The organism is Paenarthrobacter sp. UW852 (genome assembly GCF_024608385.1).
Classification (GTDB): domain Bacteria; phylum Actinomycetota; class Actinomycetes; order Actinomycetales; family Micrococcaceae; genus Arthrobacter.
The window spans coordinates 370,329-382,772 of record NZ_JAMSGY010000003.1 but is presented as its reverse complement, the minus strand read 5'-3'; the positions used below and the strand labels follow the sequence as shown (position 1 = coordinate 382,772).

At 64.4% G+C, this 12,444-nt stretch carries 7 protein-coding genes; 6 read left to right on the top strand and 1 reads right to left on the bottom strand.

Features of this window, described 5'->3' with window-relative positions; genetic code table 11:
* Window positions 1–30: 30 nt before the first annotated feature.
* From NEK97_RS07885 to NEK97_RS07875, 3 genes are read left to right on the top strand one after another with little or no spacing between them, the layout of a single operon-like run.
* A complete protein-coding gene (locus NEK97_RS07885) occupies window positions 31–447 on the top strand; it encodes an MGMT family protein (RefSeq protein WP_257369245.1) in 417 nt (138 codons plus the stop codon).
* On the top strand, window positions 444–3,776 hold the full coding sequence (locus tag NEK97_RS07880) for an ATP-dependent DNA helicase (protein WP_257369244.1): 3,333 nt from the start codon (window positions 444–446) through the stop codon (window positions 3,774–3,776). The genes NEK97_RS07885 and NEK97_RS07880 overlap by 4 nt, the downstream gene beginning before the upstream one ends.
* On the top strand, window positions 3,773–7,288 hold the full coding sequence (locus tag NEK97_RS07875; protein ID WP_257369243.1) for an ATP-dependent DNA helicase: 3,516 nt from the start codon (window positions 3,773–3,775) through the stop codon (window positions 7,286–7,288). The genes NEK97_RS07880 and NEK97_RS07875 overlap by 4 nt, the downstream gene beginning before the upstream one ends.
* 3 nt (window positions 7,289–7,291) lie before the next feature.
* On the opposite strand, the gene NEK97_RS07870 is transcribed toward NEK97_RS07875, so the two are convergent.
* Window positions 7,292–8,524, bottom strand: coding sequence for a macrolide 2'-phosphotransferase (locus tag NEK97_RS07870; protein WP_257369242.1), 1,233 nt, complete (start codon window positions 8,522–8,524; stop codon window positions 7,292–7,294).
* Window positions 8,525–8,696: 172 nt separating this feature from the next.
* Here NEK97_RS07870 and nudC point away from each other — a divergent pair, with 172 nt between their 5' ends.
* The 3 genes from nudC to NEK97_RS07855 are packed head-to-tail and all read left to right on the top strand — an operon-like array spanning window position 8,697 to window position 12,435.
* Window positions 8,697–9,686 (top strand): NAD(+) diphosphatase, encoded by a 990-nt coding sequence (nudC, locus tag NEK97_RS07865; protein ID WP_257369241.1) that lies wholly within the window; start codon window positions 8,697–8,699, stop codon window positions 9,684–9,686.
* Window positions 9,683–11,815: an ATP-dependent DNA helicase UvrD2 gene (locus NEK97_RS07860; RefSeq protein WP_235520649.1), complete on the top strand. Its 2,133-nt coding sequence runs from the start codon at window positions 9,683–9,685 to the stop codon at window positions 11,813–11,815. Before nudC ends, NEK97_RS07860 begins: the two co-directional genes overlap by 4 nt.
* Window positions 11,815–12,435, top strand: coding sequence for a M48 family metallopeptidase (locus NEK97_RS07855; protein ID WP_257369240.1), 621 nt, complete (start codon window positions 11,815–11,817; stop codon window positions 12,433–12,435). The genes NEK97_RS07860 and NEK97_RS07855 overlap by 1 nt, the downstream gene beginning before the upstream one ends.
* The last annotated feature ends 9 nt before the right edge of the window (window positions 12,436–12,444 follow it).

Genomic DNA, 12,444 nt, shown 5'->3' with positions numbered 1-12,444 from the left:
GCACGACACTCCTGCCGTTACGCTGAACACATGCGGATGGAGTATGTGACGGCGGTGCTGGCCGTTGTGGACCTCGTTCCGTCCGGCTCGGCAGTGTCCTATGGTGATGTCGCCGAGCTTCTGGGCGCCGGTGGTCCACGGCAGGTCGGCTCCGTCATGAGCCATTACGGCAGTCCCGTGGCGTGGTGGAGGGTGCTGCGGGCCAGTGGCGAGGCGCCTGCCGGGCACGAAGCCGATGCCCTGCGGCACTACCTGGCCGAATCCACCCCTCTTCATGGTGCTTACCAGGCTTTCCTGCTCACGGGTGAGGGCCGGTGGCGCGTGGACTTGGCCGCCGCGCGTTGGGCACCAACGGATGCGGAATTTGATCAACTTGATGTGATCTCGGACCAGTTGGAGCGTCAACTCCATATTTTGTCGGTGCCCGATGATGAAATGACTGTGTGACCGCGACACCCACCAAAACCCGCCAAGCTTCGGCAACGCTCCGCCTGCTGCCGCCGCGCGAGACCCACTACGCGGCACCTGTTCTATCCCCGGACCAGCAGGCCGTGGTTTCGCTTCCACAGGGAAGTGGCCCCGTACTCGTCCCAGGCGGTCCGGGAACGGGCAAGTCCACAGTCCTCATTGAATCGGCTGTCCGCCGGGTCCGCGAGGATGGCCTGGATCCGGGCAGCATCCTCATCCTTGCCCCGGCACGGCACGCGGCCGCTGGCCTGCGGGACACCTTCACGGGTCGATTGGACCGTAGCCTCAGCACGACGCCGGCACGGACGTGGGCTTCGTACGCCTTCGATGTCATCCGGCGCGCCAAAGCAGAAGGCATCCTTCCGCTGGCCCGGCCGCCCAAGCTCCTGTCCGGCCCCGAACAGGACCTCATCATCAAAGAGCTGCTGGAAGGCCATGCGCGTCCCGGTTTCCATCTGCCCTGGCCCGAGGATCTTACGGCTGCGCTGCCCACCCGCGGCTTCCGCCACGAGATCCGGCAGTTGTTCGACCGCATCATCGAATCGGGCCGAACTGCCGAAGACCTGGTTGGCCTGGCCTATGAATGTGGCCGGCCGGACTGGATGGCGGCGGCAGAGCTGTACAGCGAGTACAGGGATGTCCTGGACCTGCGAATGCCCGAGGCCTTCGACCCCGCTGGAATCATCACCACGGCACGGCAGATTTTCCAGGACTCACCGTCGTTCCTGGCCGCCGAAAGGGAGCGGCTCCAGCTCATCCTCGTGGACGACGCCCAGGAATCCAACCCTGCCGTGTTCGAGCTCCTCGCCGATGTGGCGGAGGGCAAGGATGTTGTGGTGACGTATTCCCCGGATACCGTCGTGCAGGGTTTCCGGGGTGCGCGGCCGGACCTCGTAGCTGAGCTGCCATCCCTGCTGGGCGGTGCCAATCAGGACATCGTGGAACTTCCCCTGGGCGTCACCCACCGGCATACGCCGGCGGTAGCCGAAGCCTGGACGCGGGTCGCCGCCCGCATTTCACAGCGGTCCGGCGGTCAGCTCGCACGGCGTATGAAACAACCGGCCAACTCTGTTTCCGGGCAGGATAACGGGGCAGGGGAGGGCCGCGTGGAAGGGCATGTCCTTCCCTCCGCCGTCCACGAAATGCGATACGTAGCCCAACGCATCCTTGAAGCGCAGCTCCGTGAGGGGCGGGAGTTCAGCGATATCGCGGTGATTGTTCGCAACGGCGGGCAGATCTCGCAATTGCAGCGCTACCTGGGCGGCCAGGGGATCCCGGTGCGGGTTCCTGTGGCGGACTCGGCCGTCCGCGACGAAGTGGCAGTCCGTCCTCTCTTGGAGGCCTTCGCGATTGTCCTGGACCCTGCCAAGCTCACCCCCGAGACAGCAGTTTCCCTTCTCACCTCCCGGATCGGCGGCGCCACCGCTATCGAACTGCGCAGACTGCGGCAGTCGCTGCGCCGCGAGGAACTGCTCGGCGGCGGAGGGCGGTCAAGTGACGCTTTGCTCGTCGAGGCGTTGCTTCAGCCAGGGGCCCTGGCTTCACTGGGAATTGAAGGCAGTTCGGCACGTCGGCTGGCACGGATGTTTTCGGCGGGGGCCGCGGCCGCAGAACAGCCTGGCGCGAACGCCGAATCCGTGCTGTGGGCCCTATGGCAGGCCACGGGGTTGTCATCCCGGTGGGCGGAAGCAGCGCTTGAGGGCGGCACCGCCGGGGCGCGCGCTGACCGGGACCTGGATGCCATGATGGCGCTGTTCCACACGGCGGAACGGTTCGTGGACCAGTTGCCGGGCTCCGGTCCCGAACAGTTCCTTGACTATTTAATGAACCAGGAACTTCCCATGGACACCCTCGCGGCCCGTGCACAGCTGGAGGCCTGCGTTGAGATCATGACCCCGGCCAGCGCTGCAGGCAAGGAATGGCCGGTGGTGATCGTTGCAGGCCTTCAGGAAGGTGTATGGCCCAACACCCGTTTGCGTGGTGAACTGCTCGGCAGCACCGTGTACGCCGACGCCGTGGAGCATGGGGTGGACTATGCCCTGGCACGTGGACCCTTGAGCCGGCTCCGCGACATCCGCTACGACGAGCTGAGGAGCTTTTCGACGGCAGTCTCGCGTGCCCGCGAAGTCCTTATTTGCACTGCCGTGTCTTCCGAGGACGAACAGCCCTCGGCGTTCCTGGACTACGTGGCACCGCTGGCCGGCGGCGAATATCGGCGCGAGTACACGCCCGTGGACCGTCCCATGACCCTGCGTGCACTCGTCGCGGAGTTGCGGCAGCATGCACAGGCAGGCGAGTCCGGTCCCGGGGGGCGGGAAACCGCACGGGAGGCTGCACGGGTACTTGCCCGCCTCGCCAGCACGGAACCGTCTGTCGCGGGCGCCCACCCGGACACCTGGTGGGGGCTGGCACCACTGAGCTCTGAAGCTGCCGTGGTGCCGCCCGGGGGCACAGTGTCCGTCTCGCCCTCGAAAGTCGAAGCTGTCCACAAGTCACCCCTGGATTGGTTTGTCCAGGCCGCTGGAGGAGAAGCAGCTACGGATTTCGCGCGAAGCCTCGGAACGCTGGTGCACAGCATCGCCCAGGAGCTGCCCGATGCCTCCGGCTCCGACTACGTCGCAGAGCTGGTCAGGCGCTGGCCCACCCTTGGCATGAAAGACAACTGGGAGGGCAAACTGGACTTCCAGAGGGCCGAACTCATGGTCCGTAAGCTGGCCCAGTATGTGCTCCTCATGCGCAGCGAGGGAAGGAGCCTGCTGGCCGTCGAGCATGATTTTGAAGTCCAGCTTCCCGATGTCCACGTGGATGACCTTGGCGTGGACGAGCCCGGGGCCGGGAACACGCGGCACGCAGTCCTCCGAGGTCAGGTGGACCGTCTGGAGATCGATTCCGGGGGCCGGCTTGTCGTCGTGGACCTCAAGACCGGAAAACGCCAGCCCGGTAAAGCCGAAGTTGCCAGGCACCCCCAGCTCGGTGCTTACCAGGCTGCCGTCCTTCAAGGTGCCTTCCGGGGCGCCGTAACCGGTACGGAAACGCCCGACGCCGGACCGGCGGACGCCGCAGTCCCGGGCGGAGCGGTGCTGGCCCAGCTCGGCACCAAGGCCAAGAGCCCCGTCGTGCAGCAGCAGGAGCCGCTTGACCCTGCCGATAACTGGGCCGAGGGCCTGGTCAATGAGGCGGCTGGGCTCATGGCTGCGGCGACTTTCGAAGCCCGGCACGACCCCAGCAAAAGCGGCCACGGCGGCCATGGGTGCCGTCTCCCCGATATCTGCCCGTTGTGTGCCAGAGGAAAGCAGGTCACCGAATGACAATCGAGCTCCTGGCTGGTTCTGCCGCCAGCAGTCCGGGCGCGGAGGACGTTCCTGAGCCCCGGTTCACACCCTCGCAACTGGCCGGGATTTTGGGTGAAAAGAACCACCCCACGGACGAACAAGCCGCCATCATTGCATCGTCCCTCACTCCACGCCTGGTCATCGCTGGAGCCGGTTCCGGAAAGACTGCCACCATGGCGGACCGCGTTGTGTGGCTCGTGGCCAACGGCTGGGTGCGCCCTGAGGAAGTCCTTGGCGTGACTTTCACCCGGAAGGCCGCAGGGGAGCTGGCCAGCCGCATCCGGAGCAAACTGGCCACGCTGCAGCGCATTGCAACCGAAGACGACGGCAGCCTTGGTTTCCCGGAAGGGTTGATGGGCACAGATGACCTCGAACCCAAGGTCTCCACTTACCACTCCTACGCAAGCGGCATCGTCTCCGACTACGGCCTGAGGTTGGGTATTGAACGCGACGTTGTCCTGTTGGGCGGCGCCCAGTCCTGGCAGCTCGCCAGTGAAGTCGTCGAGGCCTACGACGGCGACTACGAACACTTCACCGCGGCCAAGTCAACCCTGGTCAACGCCGTCATCCAGCTGGCGGGGGAGTGTGCCGAGCACCTTCAGGACCCGGCCGCGGTCCGGGAATGGGTTCTTGAACGTGTCCACACCTTCGAAGAGCTTCCTTACGTAGCCGGTGCAAAGAAGAACCCCACCCAGGCCGCCGGCGAGCTGGCGTCGATGCTCAGGACCCGTGCCAGTGTCGCTGACATGGTGGTCCGATACCAGGAGGCAAAGCGGCAGCGGGGTGTCCTCGATTTCGGCGACCTTGTGGCTCTCGCCGCGAGGATCGCCAGCGACATCCCCCTTGCCGCCACCACCGAACGTGCCCGTTACAAGGTGGTGCTCCTGGACGAATTCCAAGACACCTCGCATGCGCAGCTCGTCCTGTTCTCGCGACTGTTTGGACAGGGCCACGCTGTCACCGCAGTGGGCGACCCGAACCAGTCGATCTATGGTTTCCGCGGTGCTTCGGCAGGACAGCTCTTCCATTTTGTGCAGGAGTTTCCCGTCAGGCATATCGACACGGCTGGCGGGACTGAAACGTACTCCGTGGCTCCCACGTCGTACCTGACTACGGCCTGGCGCAACGGTCGGAACATTTTGGAAGCGGCTAATACCATCGCAGCGCCCTTGAACAAGGCAGCGGTCATGGATGGGCCGGCAGGGGAGAGGGACTCAGCCTCCGGTGTCTCGGTCCCGCCTTTGGTTCCCAGCCCGGCGGCCGTTGACGGGAGCGTGGTGATTGGGCGTTTCAGCACCGATGAGGATGAAGCCGCTGTCATTGCCCGCGATGTCCGGCGCTACCAGCGGACGGTCTTCGAAGAGGAGGGGGACGGTACGCCGGTCAGGCCGACGATGGCGGTGCTGTGCCGGCGACGCGCCCAGATGGAGTGCCTTCGCCGCGAGTTCGAGCTGCAAGGGATCCCGTATGAAATCGTGGGCCTCGGAGGCCTGCTGGACACGCCGGAGATAGTGGATTTGGTCGCCACCCTGCGGGTGCTGGCAGACCCTGGGCGTTCTGATGCCCTGATGAGGTTGCTGGCCGGAGCACGTTGGCGCATTGGTCCGGCGGACTTGATGGCTTTCAGCGATTGGTCGCGTTCGCTGGCCCGTCGCCGGTCTGCCCCGGACTCCCACCCGGATCCCATCGATGCCAATGAGGAGCCGGCAGCGGTGGTGGTTGAGAGCGATATCACCGATGCCGCAAGCCTGGTGGAGGCCCTGGACTTCCTGCCCAAGCCCGGCTGGACTTCGGGGCACGGAAGGAGCTTGAGCGAGGCCGGTTTGGAACGCCTCGCCAGGCTTGCCTCTGAACTTCGCTTCCTTAGGAGCTACATTGGCGACGACCTCACCACGCTCCTGGGCGAAGTGGAACGGGCGATGCTCCTGGACATCGAAGTGGCAGCCAAACCGGGAATCAGCATTCACCAGGCCCGCCGCAACCTGGATGCGTTCCAGGACGCCGCCGCCGGGTTCCTGCAGACGTCGCAGCGCATCGACCTTCTGGCGTTCCTGTCCTGGCTGGAAGCGGCCGCATCAGAAGAGGGCGGTTTGGACGTCGCTCCGGTGGAGACCAACAGGGAAGCCGTGCAGTTGCTGACAGTCCATGCCTCCAAAGGACTGGAATGGGACGTTGTCTTTGTTCCCGGGCTCAATGCCGGTTCGTTCCCCAGCAACCGGGATTCCCGATGGAGCAGCGGAGCTGCTGCATTGCCGTGGCCATTGCGGGGGGACCGCGCAGACCTCCCGCAGTGGGACCTTGACCAGCCGGACCAGAAAGGGTGGCTGGACGCAGAGAAGGATTTCAAGTCCGAGGTCCAGCATCACGGTGAGGCAGAGGAACGCAGGCTGGCGTACGTGGCCTACACCCGGGCCAAATTTGTCTTGTGGGCCTCAAGCGCAGCTTGGAACGGCTCCCGTTCGGGGATGGCCTCCATGTCGGATTTCCTGTCAGAACTGGCCCCGCTCACCGGATTGGAAGGAGTGGACGGGGAAGGCCGGGAACCGGCTATCGCCCGCAGGACGGCACAAGCAGTCATCCATGCGGAATCCGTGGCCGAGGAAGCGTTACCGGAGGAAAGCCCGTTGACCGCAACTTTGGAAGTGGCACAGTTCCCCTACGATCCTCTGGAGGGACCGTCCGATCCCCGGACCGGCGCGCGTCTCAGGCTGGTTCCCGGGCGTCGGGCTGCCATGGACCAAGCAGCGGCGTTGGTTCGCGGCTTTATGGAAGGACACAGCTCCAGCGAGGCCTCCGATGATCTGAGTGGCATGGCCGCACGATGGTCCCAGGAGGCCGAACTCCTGCTGGACCGCCAGCGGATGCGTTCATCAGTCCAGGACGTCCACCTGCCCAGCCACATCTCTGCATCGCTGTTCGTGGACCTCGGATCCGATCCGACAGCTGTCCTGTCCCAACTCCGCAGGCCCGTGCCCCGGGAACCTGGAATCTCAGCCCGCAAGGGTACGGCCTTCCATGCTTGGGTGGAGGAGTACTTCGGCTCAACCGGCATGTTGGACCTTGACGAGGCACCGGGTTCGGACGCCCACATCGACGAGGCCTACGGCCTGGACGAGATGGTGTCGGCGTTCAAACAGTCAGAGTGGGCCCATCGTGCCCCCGCATTCGTGGAAGTTCCGGTGGAAACCCGCATCGGCGACGTCGTGGTCCGTGGTCGCATCGACGCTGTCTTCCGTGACTCTGATGGGCGTTGGCAGCTCATTGACTGGAAGACCGGCCGCCGTCCATCAGGCCAACAGTTGGCGTCGCGCGCAGTTCAGCTCGCCGTGTACCGGCTCGCCTGGGCACGATTGCAGGGAGTTCCCCTGGACGACGTCAGTGCCGCTTTCTACTACGTGGTGGACGACTCCGTGGTGAGGCCACATGATCTGGGCACGGCCGAAGAACTGGAGGAGATTATTGAACGTGCTTTGAAGAACAGTGCCTGAGGCCTAAGAGCGGTCCACCGAATGCAGTGGTGTCACGTTGACCACGTTGATGGCGGCCGTTGAGGTTTCATCGTGGTCGGCCGGGGTGCCTGAGCCGGATTCGTTCCCGTCGTCGGTGCCGCCCGGTTCGCCTTCTTCATTCGAAGACCCCACCTGTGTTGTGCCGGCCGGTTCGGCGGCTGGGGGGATGGCGGCCACCGAAACGGCTGGTCCGACGTCGGGAATCGCTACGACGCTGACAGCCGGCTGCGAGGCGGCCGCGACTGCGAGGTCGTGCGCTGCAGCCTCGTTTTCGGCGGCTTGGGCCGCTTCGTCGCGCCGGGCTTGCTCTTCGATGTCGTTGGCAAGGGTTTGGAGCATGGACTCCGCCTCGGCTGTCATGCTTTGGTGTCCGGCGGCCATGGCCTTCACCAAGTATTGGGCCAGGGCAAACTCGGCCAGCAGGGCAGCACGGCGAAGGAGGTGGTTGTCGGGAGTCTCGCGGCGCGCCTGTGTGTAGTGGCTCAGGACCGCTTGGACGAATGAGGATTCGTTGGAGGCCACCAGCCAGGCAAAATCGTCGGCCGGATCGCCAATGCGAAGGTCCGTCCAGCCTGTCACCGCGGTCACGGCGTCATCCTGGACCATGAGGTTGTCTTCGTGAAGATCGCCGTGCACTACTGAGGTGTTGAACCGCCAGAGGGCAACATCTTCGAGTGCGTGTTCCCAGCGGCGAAGCAGCGTTGCCGGGATCTTGCCGGTGGTGGCGGCCTGGTCGAGTTCGTTGAGCTTGCGCTGCCGGAATTCGTTGGCCGAGTAGCTCGGGAGGTCTGCGTTGGTGACCAGCGTCAGAGGCAGGTCGTGGATGGCTGCCAAGGCGGCACCGACTTCACGGGCCAACGCCGGAGTTCCGGCTGAGATTTCCTCTATGGACAGCATCGCGCCCTGAAGGTGGGCGTAAACGAAGGTGGTGAGCGCCCCCTGGCGTACTGTGCCCGCGATGGTGGGGACATGGAACGGAAGCTCCGCCCGGATAGCGGGCGCGAAAGCGCGGAGCACCATGAACTCCGTCTCCAACCGGGTGCTGGCTTCCGGATGGCGCGGCGAACGGACACGCCAGCGCTTGCCTTCCGCATCGAGCAACATCGCCGAGTCAAAATCGGCGTCGTCGTCGGGGGAATAGGCTGTAGCCGTCGGTGCCAATCCAGGCACTGCCGCGGTTGCTATAGCGGCCAGTTCTAGCGGTGTTCTTCTCACGTGTTCCACGGTAGATTGAGTGCGGCCTCAGGCCATGATGCAGCGCGGCGAGTCTTCAGATCCGCAGTAAAACAAGGAAGAATACGTCGTTCTAACGGCATAGTGTCCTGGTGTCCACAAGGCGGGGCCTCTTCAAATGTTTTTTGTCGGTACGAGTCAGTACGGTAGATACATGAGTTATACGGAGTCCCCGGCACTGGCCAACCACCTGATGGACACAGTCTTGCCGGTGCGCCCGGCGATGGTGGACCGGGGCTCGGCGGCGCGTATGAAGCCTGGCATGGTCGAGGAACTCATCTCCTCCGGTAGTGCCCGGGCCATGGTGATTTCGGAGCGCAAGGCGCTGGTCACCGCGGACGGCCTGTGGTTTGCTGACGCCACGACGCTGTGGAATGCCCTCAAAGACTCCGACGCCGGTGCCGTCACGGCCATCTACCTCGGCACAACCCTCACACCGTCGTCTGTGGCAGAAGGCACTCCCGTTCTGCTGTTCACAGTCAATCAACCGCCAGCGCCCGGCAGCTTGACGGTGCCTTCGGATGTCCAGTGGGCGGGTTTCCGCGAGGTCGCAGCACGGCTGGATGCCGTCGATACCGCCTTGTTCATCGAGGCCAGCGCCATCTCCAACTGGCACGCAAACCACACCCACTGCCCCAAGTGCGGCAATCCCACTGACATCGAAGCCGGCGGGTGGGTCCGGCGGTGCCCGAAGGACAACTCGGAGCACTATCCCCGCACTGATCCCGCCATCATCGTCACTGTCGTAGGACCCGACGGTCGCCTGCTCCTGGGCGGAGGTGGACCTGCGGATGCCAGGAACTACTCCACCCTTGCCGGATTCGTGGAGCCGGGCGAGTCCTTGGAACAGGCCGTTGTGCGTGAGATCGGGGAAGAAGTGGGCGTCCGTGTAACCGCCTGCCAGTACCTCGGATCGCAGTCCTGGCCTTTTCCCGCCTCGCTCATGTTGGGCTTCACGGCAACAACGGACGACGCCGTGGCCCGGCCCGACGGCGTCGAGGTTACCCGCGCACGGTGGTTCAGCCGTGAGGAGCTGCAGGAAGCGGTGCTCAGTGGTGAAATCACCATCTCAACGCGCCTTTCCATCGCACGTTCCCTGATCGAGCACTGGTACGGCGGCGTCATCGAAGACCTCCAGCCGTGACAGCGGAACTTTTCGACGCCAGCACATCGCTTGAGGAACGCATCCTCGGCGGCTTGGATGAAGAGCAGCGCGAAGTAGCCAGTACCTTGACGGGTCCACTCTGTGTCCTTGCCGGGGCGGGCACCGGCAAGACGCGGGCCATCACGCACCGCATAGCCTACGGAGTGCACTCGGGGGTATACAGCCCCCAGCGGCTGTTGGCTGTGACGTTCACTGCCAGGGCCGCCGCGGAAATGCGAAGCCGCCTTCGGGATCTCGGTGTGGCCAACGTCCAGGCTCGCACCTTCCATGCCGCAGCCCTTAGGCAGTTGCAGTTCTTTTGGCCCCAGGCCATCGGTGGTACGTTGCCAAGCCTGTTGGACCACAAAGCCAACATGATCGCCGAGGCTTCCCGCAGGCTCCGCCTCAGCACAGACCGTGCCTCCATCAGGGATCTGGCTGCGGAAATCGAATGGGCCAAAGTGTCCATGTTGACGCCCGCCAATTACCTGGAGAACGCCCAAGGCAGGGGAACCCCGGGGGGCTTCGACCTGACGGCAGTCTCGAGGGTGTTCCAGGCGTACGAGGATATCAAGACGGACCGCAACGTCATTGACTTCGAAGACGTTCTTCTCATTACCGTCGGGATCCTTCAGGAAGACCCGAAGGTGGCCGCCACTGTCCGCGAGCAATACCGCCATTTCGTCGTGGATGAGTACCAGGACGTTTCTCCCCTCCAGCAAAGGCTCCTGGACCTGTGGCTCGGGGGACGGGATGAACTCTGCGTGGTGGGCGACGCCAGCCAGACCATCTACTCCTTCACCGGCGCTTCTCCGAAGCACTTGCTCGGATTCAAGGCGAAGTTCCCGGGCGCTACCGTCGTTAAGCTCGTCCGGGATTACAGGTCCACTCCGCAGGTAGTGAAGTTGGCTAATGAGCTTCTTGGCTCCCGGCGCAGCGGGGGACCCGCGGCTGACGCAGCCTGGGCTCCGCCGCTGCAGCTCATCGCGCAGCGACCCTCAGGACCGGAACCGCGGTTCATGGAGTGTCCGGACGACGAAGCGGAAGCAGCCGTCGTGGCTGGCCGAATCCAGGAATTGCTCAATACCGGGGTCAAGGCCAGTGAAATAGCCATTCTCTTCAGGACCAACGGTCAGTCCGAGGCCTACGAACAAGCCCTGGCCTCAGCCGGCATTGGCTACCAGCTTCGTGGTGGCGAGCGGTTCTTTGCGCGGAAAGAAGTCCGGGATGCGATCCTGCAGTTGCGTGCCGCTACCCGTGCCGTAGCCGAGGGTCCCCAGGAAGCCCTGGGCCAGGTGGTGCGGGATATCGTGGCTTCGCTCGGTTACACGGATGCGCCCCCACACAACGGGGGAGCGCTCCGTGAGCGGTGGGAGTCCTTGGCCGCATTGGTCGCGTTGGCCGACGAACTTGCTGTGAGCCGGGGAGAGTCCTTCACCCTGGCCGAATTTGTCAACGAGCTCCAGGAACGGTCGGTGGCCCAGCATGCCCCCACCGTCCAAGGCGTGACGTTGGCCTCCCTCCACGCGGCCAAGGGCCTTGAATGGGATGCCGTCTTCCTGGTGGGCCTGAGTGAAGGCCTCATGCCTATTTCCTTCGCTGACACCCCGGAGGACGTGGACGAAGAGCGTCGCTTGCTTTACGTGGGCATCACCCGTGCCCGTGAGCACCTCACGATGTCGTGGTCCACGGCGCGTACTCCGGGTGGCCGGGCCAACCGGAAACCCTCGCGCTTCCTGGATGGACTCCGTCCGGATTCTGTGGCTTCGGCCAATGCACGCAGCAAGTCGGGTCCGGCGCGGCGCAAGGCTGCCGCCCCGGCGTCGTGCAGGGTGTGCGGGAGCATGCTGGCCACCGGAGCTGAGCGCAAAATCGGGCGTTGCAGCCAATGTCCTCCCACGTATGAGGAACAGACTTTCGATGCCTTGCGGCAATGGCGCAAGGAAGAGGCACAGTCGGCAGACGTGCCCGCTTACGTCGTTTTCACCGATGCGACGCTGACGGCGATCGCCGAGGCGCGCCCTTCGTCCCTGGAAGAGTTGGCTGGTTTGGCGGGCATTGGCCCGTCCAAACTTGAGCGCTACGGTGAGGCCGTTTTGGCTGTGCTCGCTGAGAGCACTGAGCTCTGATGGCGCGCCCTGCCTCCTCCGCCGGCACCCCTACGGTGACTGAAGATGGTGCGCCGGTGGTCGTGAGGAGATCGGCCCGCAGGCGCAGGACGGTAGCTGCCTTCTGGGAAGACGGCAATGCCGTGGTGGCAATTCCGGCGAGCTTCTCCGCATCCCAGGAACGCGAATGGGTGGGGCGCATGCTGACCAAACTCAAGAAGCAGGGGGAGCGCCAAGCAGGTTCGGGCAGGCGACGTCCCGCGACGGACCAAGCACTGGCCAGTCATGCCGCGCATCTTTCGCGGACCTATCTTGGTGGGCGGGCCGTTCCGACGTCGGTCCGGTGGGTTGGAAACCAGAACTCACGTTGGGGTTCGGCCACACCTGCGGATGGCAGCATCAGGCTTTCAAACAAGCTCCAGCCCATGCCGCAGTGGGTTATCGACTACGTTCTGGTGCACGAGCTCGCCCACCTGCTCGTCGCCGGACACAACGCAGCCTTCTGGCGATTGGTGGACGCTTATCCCGAAACGCAGCGGGCCAAGGCTTTCCTGGAAGGAGTTGCCTTCGCTACGTCCCGGGGGCTGCCGCCCGATACGGACAGCAGCGACGGCGCTGATACGGCAAGCGACGGCTGCTGATTCACCAAG